At 63.0% G+C, this 15,052-nt stretch carries 15 protein-coding genes; 6 read left to right on the forward strand and 9 right to left on the reverse strand.

Features of this window, described 5'->3' with window-relative positions; all coding sequences use genetic code 11:
- Window positions 1-61: 61 nt before the first annotated feature.
- The 5 genes from folK to JQ553_RS15800 all read right to left on the reverse strand — a co-directional run bounded on the left by folK (window position 62) and on the right by JQ553_RS15800 (window position 2,704).
- Window positions 62-553, reverse strand: coding sequence for a 2-amino-4-hydroxy-6-hydroxymethyldihydropteridine diphosphokinase (folK, locus tag JQ553_RS15780; RefSeq protein WP_212500876.1), 492 nt, complete (start codon window positions 551-553; stop codon window positions 62-64).
- Entirely contained in the window at window positions 546-926 is a 381-nt protein-coding gene (gene folB, locus JQ553_RS15785) for a dihydroneopterin aldolase (RefSeq protein ID WP_212500877.1), read from the reverse strand. The genes folK and folB overlap by 8 nt, the downstream gene beginning before the upstream one ends.
- Entirely contained in the window at window positions 923-1,726 is an 804-nt protein-coding gene (folP, locus tag JQ553_RS15790) for a dihydropteroate synthase (protein ID WP_249144325.1), read from the reverse strand. The genes folB and folP overlap by 4 nt, the downstream gene beginning before the upstream one ends.
- A gap of 141 nt (window positions 1,727-1,867) precedes the next feature.
- Window positions 1,868-2,275, reverse strand: a complete 408-nt coding sequence (locus JQ553_RS15795) for a DUF4332 domain-containing protein (RefSeq protein WP_212500879.1) — start codon at window positions 2,273-2,275, stop codon at window positions 1,868-1,870.
- A 63-nt stretch (window positions 2,276-2,338) separates the two neighbouring features.
- Entirely contained in the window at window positions 2,339-2,704 is a 366-nt protein-coding gene (locus JQ553_RS15800; RefSeq protein WP_212500880.1) for a DUF2267 domain-containing protein, read from the reverse strand.
- 351 nt (window positions 2,705-3,055) lie between these two features.
- Here JQ553_RS15800 and JQ553_RS15805 point away from each other — a divergent pair, with 351 nt between their 5' ends.
- The 3 genes from JQ553_RS15805 to JQ553_RS15815 are packed head-to-tail and all read left to right on the forward strand — an operon-like array spanning window position 3,056 to window position 7,427.
- On the forward strand, window positions 3,056-4,672 hold the full coding sequence (locus tag JQ553_RS15805) for a helicase HerA-like domain-containing protein (RefSeq protein ID WP_212500881.1): 1,617 nt from the start codon (window positions 3,056-3,058) through the stop codon (window positions 4,670-4,672).
- A 28-nt stretch (window positions 4,673-4,700) separates the two neighbouring features.
- Complete coding sequence (locus tag JQ553_RS15810) at window positions 4,701-6,017, forward strand: glycosyltransferase family 87 protein (RefSeq protein WP_312015149.1); 1,317 nt, start codon at window positions 4,701-4,703, stop codon at window positions 6,015-6,017.
- 9 nt (window positions 6,018-6,026) lie between these two features.
- Window positions 6,027-7,427, forward strand: a complete 1,401-nt coding sequence (locus JQ553_RS15815; protein WP_212500882.1) for a M20/M25/M40 family metallo-hydrolase — start codon at window positions 6,027-6,029, stop codon at window positions 7,425-7,427.
- A gap of 112 nt (window positions 7,428-7,539) precedes the next feature.
- Here the strand turns inward: JQ553_RS15815 and JQ553_RS15820 are convergent, their stop codons facing one another.
- Window positions 7,540-8,319: a class II aldolase/adducin family protein gene (locus JQ553_RS15820; RefSeq protein ID WP_212500883.1), complete on the reverse strand. Its 780-nt coding sequence runs from the start codon at window positions 8,317-8,319 to the stop codon at window positions 7,540-7,542.
- A gap of 105 nt (window positions 8,320-8,424) precedes the next feature.
- On the reverse strand, window positions 8,425-10,074 hold the full coding sequence (locus tag JQ553_RS15825) for a glycosyltransferase family 39 protein (protein ID WP_212500884.1): 1,650 nt from the start codon (window positions 10,072-10,074) through the stop codon (window positions 8,425-8,427).
- Window positions 10,075-10,390: 316 nt separating this feature from the next.
- Between JQ553_RS15825 and JQ553_RS15830 the strand changes: the two genes are divergently transcribed.
- Window positions 10,391-11,275 (forward strand): DUF308 domain-containing protein, encoded by an 885-nt coding sequence (locus JQ553_RS15830; protein WP_212500885.1) that lies wholly within the window; start codon window positions 10,391-10,393, stop codon window positions 11,273-11,275.
- 183 nt (window positions 11,276-11,458) lie between these two features.
- Complete coding sequence (locus JQ553_RS15835; protein ID WP_212500886.1) at window positions 11,459-11,872, forward strand: MucR family transcriptional regulator; 414 nt, start codon at window positions 11,459-11,461, stop codon at window positions 11,870-11,872.
- 37 nt (window positions 11,873-11,909) lie between these two features.
- On the opposite strand, the gene JQ553_RS15840 is transcribed toward JQ553_RS15835, so the two are convergent.
- Both JQ553_RS15840 and JQ553_RS15845 read right to left on the reverse strand, forming a co-directional pair.
- Window positions 11,910-12,341: a SufE family protein gene (locus tag JQ553_RS15840; RefSeq protein ID WP_212500887.1), complete on the reverse strand. Its 432-nt coding sequence runs from the start codon at window positions 12,339-12,341 to the stop codon at window positions 11,910-11,912.
- Between the two features lie 90 nt (window positions 12,342-12,431).
- Window positions 12,432-12,821, reverse strand: a complete 390-nt coding sequence (locus JQ553_RS15845) for a DUF5330 domain-containing protein (RefSeq protein ID WP_212500940.1) — start codon at window positions 12,819-12,821, stop codon at window positions 12,432-12,434.
- A 400-nt stretch (window positions 12,822-13,221) separates the two neighbouring features.
- Here JQ553_RS15845 and JQ553_RS15850 point away from each other — a divergent pair, with 400 nt between their 5' ends.
- Window positions 13,222-15,036, forward strand: coding sequence for a PAS domain-containing sensor histidine kinase (locus JQ553_RS15850; RefSeq protein WP_212500888.1), 1,815 nt, complete (start codon window positions 13,222-13,224; stop codon window positions 15,034-15,036).
- Window positions 15,037-15,052: the final 16 nt, after the last annotated feature.

The raw sequence follows: 15,052 nt of genomic DNA on the forward strand, positions 1-15,052 counted from the left end.
AGGCCGGAAATTGCCACGGGCGGGCGGCCAAGCCAAACGGTTGTTTCGGCTCGTCCTGGCCTCAATCGAGGTCCGGCAGCCGCAAAATACCCTCGGTCGAAAGCCCGGCGAGCGCGTCGGCGACGCGGCGTCCGGCGATGACGCGGTCGGGAACGATCTCGGCGAGCGGCACCAGCACGAATGCGCGCTCGAAAAGGCGCGGATGCGGAAGTGTCAGGTCCGCTTTCGCAAGCGTGACGTCGTCATAGGCGATCAGGTCGAGATCGAGGGTTCGGGGACCCCAACGCGGCTCGCTGGCACGGTCGCGGCCGAACTTTGTCTCGATCTTGTGAAGCGTGAACAGCAGCGCATGCGGATCAAGCCTGGTCTCGATCTCGATGCAGGCATTGATGAAGCTAGCCTGATCTTCCTCGCCCCAAGGCGGCGTCGAATAGTCGGAGGAACGCGCGAGCAGGGCGGCCTGTGCCATGCCGCAAATATTGGCAATGGCCTTCCTGAACGTCGTGCGGACGTCGCCGACATTGCCGCCGAGCGCGATCAGGACGTTAGTCATGGGTCGGCGGATGGCGAGAGCGCGTCAAGACAACGCCGACGTCATGAAAGATCGCAGCGATCGGCGCGTGCGGCTTGTGAACCGTCACCTTGACGGCCCGGATGCGCGGGAACGCGCCGAGGATGTCGTCGGCGACTGCGCCGGCGGCACGCTCCAGGAGTTTGTAGTTGGTGTTCTTGAACGCCGCCGTCGCGGTTGCCACCACGTTGGAGTAGGACACGGTGTCGGAGAGGCGATCAGTGCGCGAGGATTCCGAGAGATCCGCAAACAGTTCGAGATCGATGACGAACCGCTGCCCGACTTCGGTCTCGTGTTCCATCACGCCATGACGGGCATGGATGACGATCCCGGTGATGAAGATCGTGTCGGTCATTGCTGGCCTCTGATTGCCGTTGCCACTCGCAGTGCTTGAACGGTTTCCGCCACATCATGGGTGCGGATGATCCGTGCGCCGTTCTGCACAGCGATCAAATGTGCCGCGATCGAGCCACCGAGGCGTTGCTGCGGCTCCGAAGGCACCACCGTGCTGATGAAGCGCTTGCGCGAGGCACCGACCAGCATGGACAGGCCGAAGACGCTCAGTTCGGCAAGCCGCGCGAGCACCATCATGCTCTGCTCCGGCGTCTTGCCGAAGCCGATGCCGGGATCGAGCACGATCCTGTCGAAGGAAATGCCGGCCTTGGCCGCGATGTCGAGTGAACGTGAAAAGAAAGCTGCGACATCCTGCATGATGTCGATCGCGGGATCGGCGCGCTCGCGATTGTGCATGATGATCACGGGCACGCCGCGTCCGGCGACGAGCTTCGCCATGCCGGCATCGCGCTGCAGACCCCAAACGTCATTGGCGATTGTCGCGCCCTGGTCGAGTGCCCAGGCTACCACCTCGGATTTCATGCTGTCGATCGAGACCGGAATGCCGAGCGCGACCACATCTGCCAGCACCGGCGCCAGCCGCTTCAACTCGTCTTCCGCCGAAATGGGCTGCGAGCCGTAGGGGCGGGTGGATTCGGCGCCAATGTCGATGATGTCAGCGCCTTCGGCCACCAGTGTGCGGGCCCTCGCCAGCGCCTGCTCCGGGGCGATGAACTGACCGCCGTCGGAAAATGAATCGGGCGTCACATTGAGCACGCCCATCACGGCCGGACAGGCCCCGCACGGCAACGCCGGAAGCATCGCATTTCCGGCCTTGCCGGACAGCTTTGACGATATGGGCTTGGTCGCCATCATGCGGCCGCTTTGCGCGGTCCGCGCCGGCAAGTCAAGGCGGGGAGGATGCGGTTTGGGCGGCCTCCGGGTCAGAGCGGCTCCGGCAGCCTAGTAACTGATCTTTGGCGGCAGCTTGCGCGCCCGCTCGATGATCAATTCGACCGACCTCTCGGACGGCAGGACGCGGACGAGCTTCCGCTTCACATTGGCGTCCTTCATGCTCTGCGCGAGCCGCGACGGGTTGCGATGCGCGAGTTCTCGGACCGTGGCGACGCCGGCAGCGCGCATCAGGCCAACCTTGGCCCTGCCCATGCCGGGAATCCGCATGTAATCGGAGAAATTGGCCCATTCGAGCAACTGTTGCTCGCCGATGCCGGTTTTGGACGCGAGCGCCTTGCGTCCTTTGACGGTACGGGCAGCTTCAAGCAGCGCGTCGGTGGTGCGGATACCTTGCGACTTCAGCTTTGCTGCGTAGTAGGCGGACAGGCCTTCGATCTCGGAGAGGGAATATGTCATGATGGTCGCGCGCAAAGAGGAGAGCGTAGGCCCAGGAGAGCCCAAGGGTGCTTCAGGAGTTACTCAGGCAAATTGGCCGAGCCCCGGCGTCCCCGAGATGATTTCGCCCATTTGATCCGCTCCGATTTTGTCGCGGCCGAATACGAAAAGTTCACGCGCGACTTTCTGAATCTCGCTCACGCCCAAGCCAAGCGCCATGAGCCGGCTGCCGACAGCCATCAGGCCGCCACCCATCAGACGCGACATACTCCCGCGGTTCTGGGATGCGGCGATGGCGGCCTCGGCGCCGGGAATCTGGTCGATCAAAGCCTGGACCTTCTCGGTAGGCCCTTCATTGCGGAGGAAGCCCAGCACGATGCCGATGGTTGTCTCAGCGACAGCACTATCGATGCCGGCCTTTACGGCCAGCCGTCCGATCAGTTCGTCCATAAATACCCCCGCCTCAACCGGGTTTCGTGCCGGTCGTTCTTTGAGGGCTGATCTTGAGCGCCTGCGAAGTGAAATACAAGCGATCAGCGCGCCTCAACTCCATTTTCTGTCTCGATCGCATCGCGACTGTTGCAGCGATGCAAGAGTGGGCGCGGGATTCACGTTATCTTGTCGCAGCGCGCAATCCTTTTCTTCCGCCTGGCTTGGATGAAAGTATAGGAAACACGGGCCCGCAGTCGCGAGATGCATCGACGCGAATGGTTTCAATCAGCCGGGAAGATGCAATATGATGCTGCGGATCCCCCGGGTTCGGCGATCGAACCAATCTAAAGTGGGCGAAGAGGCGAAGCGATGGCGACCTCGGACAACAAGCTGGCTGATACGGACGAGAAGATCTTCATTGGCAAGGGGGAGCAGACGGCGTGGCTGACGCTTGCGCTGGCCAATCGGCACGGACTTGTGACTGGCGCGACTGGAACCGGCAAGACGGTGACGCTGCAGGTGATGGCTGAAGGTTTTGCGCGCGCCGGCGTTCCGGTCTTTGCCGGAGACATCAAGGGCGATCTTTCCGGCATTTCCGAAGTCGGTGAGCCCAAGGATTTTATTGTCAAGCGAGCCCAACAAATGGGGCTGAACTTCCAGCCCGACCAGTTCTCGACCGTGTTCTGGGATGTGTTCGGCGAGCAAGGCCATCCAGTGCGCGCCACTGTCACTGAAATGGGTCCGCTATTGCTGTCACGGATGCTTGACTTGAACGACGTGCAGGAAGGCGTGCTCAATGTCGCCTTCCGCGTCGCCGACGAGAGCGGCCTGACGCTGATCGATATGAAGGATCTGCGCGCGTTACTGGATGCAATCGCGCCCGATGGCAGCAAGAAATCCGCCGATAACGAGGAAGATCCACTGGCGCCGATCCGCAAGGTTGCCCAAAGCTACGGCAACGTGTCGAAGGCGACGATTGGAACGATCCAACGGCAACTTTTGGTGCTCGAGAACCAGGGTGGCGCGAAGTTCTTCGGCGAGCCGGCACTTTCCCTGAAGGATTTCATGAAGACCGACCGCGACGGTCGCGGCATGGTCAACATCCTCGTTGCCGACAAGCTGATGCAAAGCCCGCGGCTTTACGCGACGTTCTTGCTCTGGATGCTGTCGGAGCTGTTCGAGGAATTGCCAGAGGCCGGCGACCTGCCGAAGCCGAAACTCGTGTTCTTCTTCGACGAGGCGCATCTCCTGTTCAACGACGCACCCAAAGCTCTGATGGACAAGATCGAACAGGTGGTGCGGCTGATCCGGTCGAAGGGCGTGGGCGTCTATTTCGTGACACAGAACCCGATCGACGTGCCGGACAAGGTTCTGGCGCAGCTCGGCAACCGAGTGCAGCACGCGTTGCGTGCCTTCACCCCGCGCGACCAGAAGGCGGTCGCCGCTGCCGCGCAGACTTTCCGGCCCAATCCGAAGCTCGACACGGCGCGGGTGATCATGGAACTCGGCAAGGGCGAGGCACTGGTGTCGTTTCTCGAGGGCGGAGGCACGCCGTCGATGGTCGAACGCATCATGGTGCGACCGCCGTCGGCGCGGATCGGTGCCATCACGCCCGAAGAGCGCAGAAAAATCATGGAAGCGAGCCCGCTGAAGGGCAAATATGACACCGCCATTGACGCCGAATCCGCCTACGAGATCATCCAGAAGCGTATCGCGGGAAAGGCGGCGCCGGCTGATGGCGGCGGCGAGGGTGGCGGTATCCTCGGCCAGATCGGCGCCATTGCCGCCACGATCTTCGGCACCAATGTCAAGCGCGGGCGGCTGTCGACCGGCCAGGTAGTCGCGCGCAGCGTGACGCGCTCGGTCACCGACAAGGTGGTCGGCGGTGTCGTCGCCGATCTCGGCAAGTCGGTCGGCGGCTCGGTCGGCGGCTCGATCGGCCGCGCGCTGGTGCGCGGCGCGCTTGGCGGATTGCTGCGAAGATAGCTGTCCCTTGATCTCCGGAACGGAGCTTGTGCTGAGATATCCATCGCTGAGAGCACCGCTCGACCTGTTGTTCTTTGTCTGCTGTATCGCGTTGACCGCCTACGTTCTCGTTCCCGAGATCTGGGGCCACGGCAAGAGCAAGGACTATCCGCTGTGGTTCTGGGCGGGGCAGCAGGTACTGCAGGGCAAGAACCTCTATCCCGACGACTCCGCAAGCTATTTCGAGTTCATCTATCCGCCGCTACCGGCGGTACTGCTCGCGGTGCCGGCCTTCTTCGGCAAGATTCCGCTCTATCTCTGCCTGTCGCTGCTCAACGCTATCGCCTGGTGGATGACGGCGCAATTCTCGCACGCGATGGCGGGTTCGGGCCGCAAGCCGGGCGTCTGGCTCGAAGCGCTGCCGGGCTTCGTCACCGTGACCTTCGTGTTCGACATGTTCGATCTCGGTCAGCCGAACCTGATGCTGCTCGCGATGCTGCTGTATGGCTTCTGGCTGCTGCGGCGGGAGCGTCCCTGGCTCGCCGGAAGCATGTTTGCGCTGGCCACGGCGATCAAGGTGTTCCCGATCGCCGTGCTGCCCTATCTGGTGTGGCGCAGGCGCTGGCGTGCGGTCGCCAGCATGATGGTCTTCCTCGGTGTTTTCCTGTTCGTGCTGCCGGCGCCCTTCCGCGGCTTCCAGCACAACGTCAGCGAGTTGAAGACCTGGTACCAGGGCATGGTCGGAACGAGTTCGGAAAAGGGCTTTGGTCAGCGTGATGAGCAGAACTGGTCCTGGGTCAACCAGTCCATCATCGCCATGACGCATCGCCTGACGCGTCCGGTGAACTACAACCAGGACAATCCGCGCAAACCCCCGCGCTACATGAACATCGCCGATCTCGACTTCAGGACGGCGAACTTGATCGTGATTGCGGTCTCGCTCCTGATCGGGCTCGGCTATGTCGCGGTGATGCCGCCCGCGTCGCGTCGAACGGAGAAGTCCGACGCCGAGGAGATTGGCATCCTGTTCTGCCTGATGACCGTGGCCTCGCCGCTCGCGCGGCAATATTACTTCATGTGGCTGTTCTTCCCGATGACAGTGCTGATGCATCGCGCCGTCTACGATGCGCGGCCCGCGGTGCGGGCCGGCACCTGGATTCTGCTCGCGGTGGCCGGGTGCCTGATGATGCTCTCGCTGCCGCTGTTTCCGCTTGACCTGCAGGCCTATGGCAACAATCTCGCTGCGACCGCTGTGCTGACCGCGGGGTTGGTCTGGCACATCCTTGATCCCGCGGCCCAAAAGGCAGCAGGCGCTTTGCCTGCGCGGGCCGGCGCGCTACAACCTACGGCAGAACCCGACAGCTAGGGAACAGCGATGTCCAACGCCAAGCTTCAGCCGGTCCTCGATCGTATCGACGCTGATTTTGACAACAGCCTCGAGCGCCTGTTTGCATTGCTCAGGATCAAGTCGATTTCATCCGAAGCGGCCTTTGCCAATGACTGCAAGGCGGCGGCCGATCATCTGGCCAAGGACATTGCGACGCTCGGCTTCACCGCCGAGGTGCGGCCGACCGCTGGTCACCCCGCCATCGTCGCCAAAACCAATGGCGACACCGATGGCCGCCCGCATGTGCTGTTCTACGGACACTATGATGTGCAGCCGGTCGATCCAATCAACCTCTGGCACCGCGCGCCGTTCGAGCCTGTCGTGACCGACCATGCCGATGGCCGCAAGATCATCGTTGCGCGCGGCGCCGAGGACGATAAGGGCCAGCTCATGACCTTCATCGAGGCGTGCCGCGCCTGGAAGAAGGTGACGGGCTCGCTGCCGGTCGACATCACAATCGTTATCGAGGGCGAGGAGGAGATCGGCTCGAAGAACTTCGTACCGTTCCTTGAAGCGAACAAAGCCGATCTCAGGGCCGATTTCGCACTGGTCTGCGATACCAGCATGTGGGACCGGGACACGCCGGCGATCACGACGTCGTTGCGAGGGCTCGTCTATGACGAGGTCAAGATCAAGGCCGCCAATCGCGACCTGCATTCCGGCATTTTCGGCGGCGGGGCGCGCAACCCGATCCGGGTGCTGACCAATATCCTCGGTGGCCTGCAGGACGAGAACGGCCGTGTCACGATTCCCGGCTTCTATGATGGCGTGAAGGACCTGCCGCCGGATATTCTGGCGCAGTGGAAGAACCTTAATCTCACGCCCGACACCTTCCTCAAGCCGATCGGTCTGTCGCTGCCCGCCGGTGAGAAGGATCGTCTCCTGATCGAGCAGGTCTCGTCGCGTCCGACCTGCGACGTCAACGGCATCATCGGCGGCTATACCGGCGAGGGGTCGAAGACAGTGATCCCGTCCGAGGCGTCGGCGAAGATCTCGTTCCGCCTGGTCGAAGGGCAGGACCCCGACAAGATCCGGCAGGCGTTTCGTGACTACGTGAAGTCGCGGGTACCGGCGGATTGCAAGGCCGAGTTCACCGACCATTCCAACGCCCCGGCGATCGCGCTCGCCTGGGACATGAAGCCGCTCGCGGCCGCCAAGCGCGCGCTGACGGACGAATGGGGCAAGGAAGCGCTCCTGATCGGATCCGGCGCCTCGATCCCGATCGTGGCTGACTTCAAGCGCACGTTGGGTCTCGACACAGTGCTGGTCGGTTTCGGCCTCGACGACGACAACATCCATTCGCCGAACGAGAAGTACGACCTCAAGAGTTTCCACAAGGGCATCCGCTCCTGGGCGCGGATCCTCGCGGCATTCGCCGACGCCAAATAGGCGGGCCGGTTGCGCACCTGCCGAATGCAAAAACGCCGCCCGGGATTGGGCGGCGTTTGATTTGGTAGTGCAGAGGTAGTTGCCCGATAGTTTAGCCGAAAATTTTGAAAGTTCAATTCCGATAGCCGGGATTGACCCGATCGAGCTTGCGCAGCAACGGCGGCCACACGAGCTGTGTGGATCGCAATTCCGCGCGGTCCGGATTGGAGAACAGCTCGGCGTTCTTGTCGATTGCGTGCTGGTCGACCGGATAGGCGGCGGGGCCGAGCGAGCGGGTGCGCACCTGCATCGAACAGGCCCGCTCCAGGTGGTACATGCGCTCGAAGGCCGAGGCGACCGAGCGGCCGACAGTCAGTGTGCCGTGATTGCGCAGCAGCATGTGGTTCTTGCTGCCGAGATCGCGCTGCAGGCGCGGGCGCTCATCGTGATCGAGCGCGATGCCTTCATAATCATGATAGGCGAGATCATGGGTGACGAGCTGCGCGGTCTGGTTCAGCGGCAGCAGCCCCTCGGGACTGCTCGACACCGCTGTGCCGTCGAGTGTGTGCAGATGGAGAACGCAGCCGGCGTCCTCGCGCACCTCGTGGATCGCCGAATGGATGGTGAAGCCCGCCGGGTTGATGCTGTAGTCGCTCTTCGAAAGCTGGTTGCCGTCGAGATCGACCATGACGAGACTCGACGCGGTGATCTCGTCGAACATCAGCCCGTAAGGGTTGATCAGGAAGTGATGATCCGGTCCCGGCACGCGTGCCGAGATATGGGTGTCCACCAGATCGTCCCAGCCATAGAGCGCGACGAGGCGGTAGCACGCGGCGAGATTGACTCGCTGCTCCCATTCCGCCGCGCTCATGTCCGCTGGAATTCCTTTCAGGCGCGCTTCTGCTGGCGACATCGTTGCTCTCTCCCGCGATGACTGATGGTTGGCGCCAAGCCTAGTCCCACCGCCGGTCCGCGGCAAGGCGGCACCGGCGCAACCCTCATGCCATCCGGTAACGGCTTACGGTGCCGGGATCGCGAGCAGGCTCGAGATGCTGCGGCCGCGGATGTCGTAGACGCGGGCGAAAACGACATCGTCGCGCTTGATCTCGACCATCACGGGCGCGGCCAGCCCCTTGCAGTAGAATTCGCCGAGCGTCATCGCGAAGTCGGCGGCATGGCTATCCCAGCCGATCGTGAAATCGGAGCCGAGCGCGACCTGGGCGGGACGCTGTGGGCCGCAGACCGCGACCTTCCATTTGCGGTTATGCGGCGGGACTTCCTGCCGCTCGGCCAATTGGTCGCGCAAGCCGTCGGAGGCCTGCTTCAGCGCCAGCCCCCAGTAGTCCAGCATGAAATAATTGTCGGCCGTCCGCACGGTGCCGGCGATGTGGTTGAAGTGCGTGTATTGATAGGGATGCAGGCGGATCATTTCGCTGAGCGGCAGTAACAGGCCGAATGCGAACATCGCAAGCGCCGCCGGCTGCCAGGCCCGGCGATTCTCGCCGAGCCAGTCCATGCCGCGCGCGAACCCGACACCGGCAAGTACGGCCATCGGCGGAATCACGAAAATGAAATGGCGGATGCCGTTATAGAGGGCCGGCCGCTTCACCATTGCGACGACGAGCGGCAGCGTCGCCGCGAGCGTCAACATGAGCATAATGGCCTTGCGTCTTGCCGATACGTCCTCGCGCGACAATGACGTCAGGGTCATCACGACAGCCGCAACCAGCAGGACCAGCAACACCTCGGGAAGCTGCAGCGCAAACAGCGTCGGCAGGTAAGACCAGGGCATGTCCGGCACCGACACCAGCGCGCCATCGAACATCTCCTTCCACGGCTTCTCGAAGAAGTGCGAGAAATAGGTCACGGCCTCCAGAGGATGGCCCACCTCCATGATCGACCAGGGCCAGATCAGGCCCATCACCAGGTAACCGAAGACGAGGCCCGGCAGCAGCATGTAGGCCACATGCGCAAAACGGCGCGCCGCCTCACGCGTGCCTTGCTCTCGGAATTCCTCGAGCAGCAGCGGTATGAAGCCCACTGCCGCGTAGATCAGGGCGAGGCCGCCAAGCACGCGGCTGCCAATAGACAGGCCGGCGCCGAAGCCGACGATCAGGATCGTGCGTGGCGAGGGAACTGGATATTCCTCCGCAAGCCGGACGAGACCCATGATCAGGATCATCATCGCCACGGCAAACGGCGCATCCTTCGGATTCATGAACATGTGACCGTAGAAGGTCGGGCACAATGCAAGCAGCAGCAGCGCTGCAAGCCCGGCCAACGGGCCGCCGACGCGGCGCGCCATCCGCCAGGTGACGGCCAATCCGATGACGCCGACAACGGCACCCAGGAGCCGGCGCGTCTCGAACAGTTCCAGCGGGATGACCTTGTGCAGGAGTGCAGCCGCCATGTCGAAACCGCCGCCGTACATGTAGAGGTTGGCGAACGACAGCGCGCCGGTGTCCTTGAAACCGGAACCGTACATGCGCAAAAGCAGGTCGGCGTATTCAGCGTGGGTATAGTCGTCCCAACCCAATCCATAGTCGCGGAACGTCAGACCCGCGACCAATGCGACGACGCCGAGAACGAGAATGGCGAGATCGTCGCAGGTCTTCTCCCACGAGCGCCGCGCAGGCGTATCGATGGCAGACGTGGTAATGGATGACATGGCTAGTAGTACCGGCGTCCCTCTGGCCCAGCTTCGCGCTTTAGGGCCTCATTCCCCGGCGTCCATATAGCGCAGTTCCCTTTCGAAGTAATTCGCAATTGTGGCGTAATTTCCTGATGCATCGCAATAAATCGGCAGCAATTCGTTGGCGGTAGAACTACGGGACCACTTCCGCCGTTATCCCGCGTCAGTCCGGACCAGCCGGATTTAAGTAAACTCTGACCGCAATTGTCGATTGGCGATGCGGACAATATGACGGTATCGTGGCGTCGGCTGCCTTGCGGATTTTCTAGCGGGCCTTCCGGGGGTTAGTTCGATGGTGGTTGCTCTGTTGGTCGTCGGTGCTGGCCTGGTCCTGGCAGGCCTGGCGGCGATCGGCTTTGGCATTCCCTACAAGGAATTCAGCGTCGGCAGCACGTTGATCGTGACTGGTGTGACCGGCGTTTGCACCGGGACGATCGTGCTTGCGATTGCCGTGACGGTCCGGGAACTTCAGAACATCGCGCGTCGGCTCGGCCCGGGTATGGCGGCAGGCTTGCGGCCCGAGTTCCCACTGCCGCCGCCGGCCGCTGCGCCTTCCCCGCGCAACCCACCGCCTGCCGGGAGCGGTTTCCCGTTCCAGAGAGACCACAGTCCCGCCGAGGCCTCGCCCGTGGCGTCACCGCCATCCTGGTTCGAGGAGGCTTCCCAACGTGGCGCCCATGGCGAGCCGGTGCCGCCATCGTCATCAGCCGAAGCACCGTCAGAGGAATCGACTCCGTTCAAGCGGCGGAACCTGCTATTTTCGTCGACCTCGCGGAAGGAGCGCGAACGTACCCGGACGCGCGCGGCCGAGCCCGTGAAGCCGGATCTGCTGTCACCGGAGCTGCGTCTGGACACGCCCGCCCCAGCCGAATCGCAGCCCGGGGGGTTCGAAGACGCGTGGCCGAAACCGGAGCGGTCGCGGTCCGTCGACGTCGCGCCACGCCGGAGCGCGCGGGCGCCATCAACTTTCAGCGATACCGATTCAGGCGCGCCATCGCCTATTCATTCGCCGCCATCGCAGGAGCACCCGCCGGTGACCGTGCTAAAATCGGGTGTCGTCGATGGCATGGCCTATTCGCTCTATTCGGACGGTTCGATCGAGGCGCAGATGCCCGAGGGCATGATGCGGTTCGCCTCCATCGACGAACTCAGGTCGCATCTCGAACAGCGTCCGTAAATTCCTCAATACTTGCCTCGATCCTTCCTTGAAAATAAAGCGCGGCCGTTCTTGTCAGATTTCCGCCGATCCGCTCATATTCGGGAAGTAGTACGGGATTCTGCCGATGTATACATGCGGCTGGATACTGCCCGGCCAGCGGGGCGCTCCGGCCGTTCAAGATCACCCAGGGAAGGTTCAGCCATGTCCGACACGTCTGGCAAAAGCCCGGTCGAACTGACCGCCAGCATCGTGTCGGCCTATCTCGCCAACAACCCGATCCCGGCCTCGGACATCCCGAACCTGATCAGCCAGGTGCATGCCGCGCTGCTGCGTATCGCAAGCGGACGCGCCGATGCGCCGCTCGAGCCGGTCAAGCCGGCGGTCTCCGTCAAGAAGTCGGTCACGCCGGAATATCTGGTGTGTCTGGAGGACGGCAAGCGCTTCAAGTCGCTGAAGCGGCACCTGCGCACGCAGTACAGCATGACGCCCGAGCAGTATCGCGACAAATGGGGCCTGCCGGCCGACTATCCGATGGTGGCGCCGAACTATGCGGTGGCGCGGTCGCAACTCGCCAAGAAAATGGGCCTCGGCCAGCAGGCGCGGAAGAGGAAATAAGGTGCTTCGAAGCGAAGCGGAGATCGCCGCCCCAACCTCATGAAGCGGTTGCGAGCGCATCGCGCGCGTCGTTGCGGATGCGCTCGACCATCGAGCGCAGGCCGTTGGAGCGCTGCGGCGTCAGGTGGTCGCGGAAGCCGAACTCATCGAACAGCGCGATTGCATCCGCCGAGAGAATCTCCTTCGGTGTGCGGCCCGAATAGAGCGCGAACACGATCGCGACCAGCCCACGAACGATATGGGCGTCGCTGTCGCCGAGATAGGTCAGCCGCGGCTCGCCATTGGCATTGCGATCGATCCGCTTCGACAACCAGACCTGACTGACGCAGCCCTGCACCTTGTTCTCGGCGGAGTGCTCTTCCTCCGGCAAGGGCGCCAGCGTGCGGCCGAGTTCGATGACATAGCGGTAGCGGTCGTCCCACTCGTCAAGCAGCGAAAAATTGTCCCTGATTTCGTCGATCGTCGTCATCGTGGCCCGCGTCCCGTGTGTGACGGCTTATATAGGAAGGCGGACGGGGAAAGCGACGAAAATGGAACCGGTTCCGCGCCTAATTTGCGGTCACGGTACCGGTGGCAAGTGGAATTCGATGGTCTGGTCGTCCGTCGTCAGCGTATCGCCGGACGCGGCGCCGGCGATCGATGCGTCCGGATCGTTCCGGCCGAGCGAACTGGTATGGTCGGGGGCCTTCTTGTCGGTGATGATCTGGTAGAGCTTGCGCGCGCCGTCGGTAGCCCGCTGGCCGATCGCCGTCGCGGCCTGTCCGCCGACCTCGCATGCGGCGGGCTGTCGCTTGCAGAACTGGCCGACATCGCTGACCGCCGCGGTCGCGGCCGACACCGCATCGGACGCGTTGATCTGCGGCATTCTTTCCGATTCAGGAGTTTTTTCCCTCGGCAGCAGCACGAGCACAAGCCCGAGCCAGAATGCCAAACGCAGCAGGAAAAACATCACGCGACCCCGGTCGTCTGTTTGATCTTTTGCTTCAAGCGGTCGATGCCGCAGTTGGCTCAGCCGTAGCAGCCGTGGATAAATTGGAAGTGTTTGCATTGAGGTAAATTCGCCGAAAAGTCGCCCGATTTGATTCGGCGTAAATTTTCGATTGATGCCCGTGGCGAAGGAGCGGGCGCATCCACCATTTCGAAACCATGGATCGCGCGGAAACCCTCCGTTCACCATCCCCGACAAATGCGCGTCAAATAGCGCGGCAAATCTTCGCGAATGCACGGTGACTGGTGGCCGGCTGCCGCGCCTTAGCGTTCGCTTAAGTTCACTCTGACACTTTGGCCCGCAATGACCAAGGAGGCGTTCCGGCGCGTCCGCGTGACGATCAAGCCGAAGCGCTAGTGATGTGAGTGTATTGAGTCTCATCCGCGACTGCCTCGATGCGCTGCTGCATCCGTCGGCCAGATACGATGCGCTGACGCGCGCGCGCCATCGCGCCTTCATGGCGCCCCGGCTGCTCGGCAGCCTGGCGGCGTTCGCTGCCTTCCCGGGCTATCTCGCCATGCGCGGCGCGCCTTCGGCAGTCGAGGTTGCGGCTTTTGCCTGGCCGATCGCACCGATCCTGCTCTCGTGGTTTCTGTCGCGGACCGCACGTTACGAAGGCGCGCATATCCTGTCCTCGTTGGCGCTCGCCGGCCTCGTGATGATGATCGCGGCGACGACCGGCGGCATCGCTTCTTTCGCGGCAGTCTGGCTCGTCGTCATTCCGATCGAGGCGGCGCTGTCCGCCTCGCGGCGTGTGGTCGCGTTTGCGTTTGCCCTGGCGATGACATGTGCCGCGCTGCTTGCCATGCTTGGGCATTTTCATTTGCTGCAGACGCCTGATGCCGGCATGGCGGCGAACGGCGTGCTCGCCGGCTTCGGTGTGGTGTCGGCGACGTTCTATGCGGCAGGGCTCGCCTTTGGCGCCGAATCGCTGGCGCGCACCAGCGTGGCGCTGCTCTATGTGGAGGAGGACCGCTACCGCCTGCTGGCGCACAATATGAGCGACGTGCTGTCGCGGCACCGCCGTAACGGCGCGGTGGAGTTCATTTCACCGGCGGTCGAAACCATGCTTGGCGTGCCGGCAGCTCGGCTGCAAGGCCACGGCCTGTTCGATCGTGTCCACGTCGCCGACCGCCCGGCCTATCTCACTGCTTTGTCGGATGCCGCCCGCGGCGGCGAGTCGCGCAGCGTCGAATTCCGTCTGCGGCGTGACGGCGCGCCCAACCAGGGCCTCTCCGCGGATTTCATCTGGGCCGAGATGCGCTGCCGTCCGCTCGATCCGGACTCCGGCGATGGCGAAGTCGTCGCCGTCATGCGCGACGTCACCGATCGCAAGCTGCAGGAGCAGGCGCTCGAACTGGCGCGCAGCGCCGCCGAGCAGGCGGATGCGTCGAAGACCCGCTTCCTGGCCACCATGAGCCACGAACTGCGGACGCCGCTCAATGCCATCATCGGCTTTTCCGAGATGATCGCGCAGGAAGACGTCCTGATGCTCGATGCCGCCCGCCGCAAGGAATATGCGCAGCTCATCAACGATTCCGGCCAGCATTTGCTCTCGGTCGTCAACGGCATCCTCGACATGTCGAAGATGGAATCGGGTAATTTCGAGATTTCGCCGGAACCGTTCGCACCGCGGCCGGCTCTGGTCAATTGCTGTGACCTGCTCGCGCTCAAGGCACGCGAGAGCGGCGTCGATCTGGTCACGCGTGCGCCCGACGATCTGCCGGTCGTGACCGGCGACCCGCGCGCGTTCAAGCAGATCGTGCTCAACCTCATCTCCAACGCCATCAAGTTTACCGAGCGCGGCGGCAAGGTCACCGTATCCGCCTCGGTCGAGGACACGCGGCTGATCCTGCGCGTTTCCGACACGGGCGTCGGTATCGCCGCCGACGACCTCAAACGGATCGGCGACCCGTTCTTCCAGGCCGGCAAGACCTATCAGCGCCGGCACGAAGGCACCGGCCTGGGTCTCTCGATCGTGAAGGGACTGGTCAGCCTGCATCACGGCGAACTCAGCGTGCAGAGCAAGGTCGGCGAGGGCACGACCGTGATGGTCGCGCTGCCGCTCGCGTTCACGACGGTGGACACAGAACCGCCCAGCAAGATCGCGACGCTGAAGCCCGCGCTGCGGTCCGCATTGCAAGAGCCAGCTCAGCAGGTGAAGAGAAGTGCCTAGACAGACTTTGGATGAT

Source organism: Bradyrhizobium lablabi (genome assembly GCF_018131005.1).
Lineage (GTDB): Bacteria > Pseudomonadota > Alphaproteobacteria > Rhizobiales > Xanthobacteraceae > Bradyrhizobium > Bradyrhizobium lablabi_D.

Bases quoted from the DNA above. Each gene is read 5' to 3' on its own strand.
- folK (WP_212500876.1), bottom strand. From the start codon at position 553: ATGACTAACGTCCTGATCGCGCTCGGCGGCAATGTCGGCGACGTCCGC.
- folB (WP_212500877.1), bottom strand. From the start codon at position 926: ATGACCGACACGATCTTCATCACCGGGATCGTCATCCATGCCCGTCAT.
- folP (WP_249144325.1), bottom strand. From the start codon at position 1,726: ATGCTTCCGGCGTTGCCGTGCGGGGCCTGTCCGGCCGTGATGGGCGTG.
- JQ553_RS15795 (WP_212500879.1), bottom strand. From the start codon at position 2,275: ATGACATATTCCCTCTCCGAGATCGAAGGCCTGTCCGCCTACTACGCA.
- JQ553_RS15800 (WP_212500880.1), bottom strand. From the start codon at position 2,704: ATGGACGAACTGATCGGACGGCTGGCCGTAAAGGCCGGCATCGATAGT.
- JQ553_RS15805 (WP_212500881.1), top strand. From the start codon at position 3,056: ATGGCGACCTCGGACAACAAGCTGGCTGATACGGACGAGAAGATCTTC.
- JQ553_RS15815 (WP_212500882.1), top strand. From the start codon at position 6,027: ATGTCCAACGCCAAGCTTCAGCCGGTCCTCGATCGTATCGACGCTGAT.
- JQ553_RS15820 (WP_212500883.1), bottom strand. From the start codon at position 8,319: ATGTCGCCAGCAGAAGCGCGCCTGAAAGGAATTCCAGCGGACATGAGC.
- JQ553_RS15825 (WP_212500884.1), bottom strand. From the start codon at position 10,074: ATGTCATCCATTACCACGTCTGCCATCGATACGCCTGCGCGGCGCTCG.
- JQ553_RS15830 (WP_212500885.1), top strand. From the start codon at position 10,391: ATGGTGGTTGCTCTGTTGGTCGTCGGTGCTGGCCTGGTCCTGGCAGGC.
- JQ553_RS15835 (WP_212500886.1), top strand. From the start codon at position 11,459: ATGTCCGACACGTCTGGCAAAAGCCCGGTCGAACTGACCGCCAGCATC.
- JQ553_RS15840 (WP_212500887.1), bottom strand. From the start codon at position 12,341: ATGACGACGATCGACGAAATCAGGGACAATTTTTCGCTGCTTGACGAG.
- JQ553_RS15845 (WP_212500940.1), bottom strand. From the start codon at position 12,821: ATGTTTTTCCTGCTGCGTTTGGCATTCTGGCTCGGGCTTGTGCTCGTG.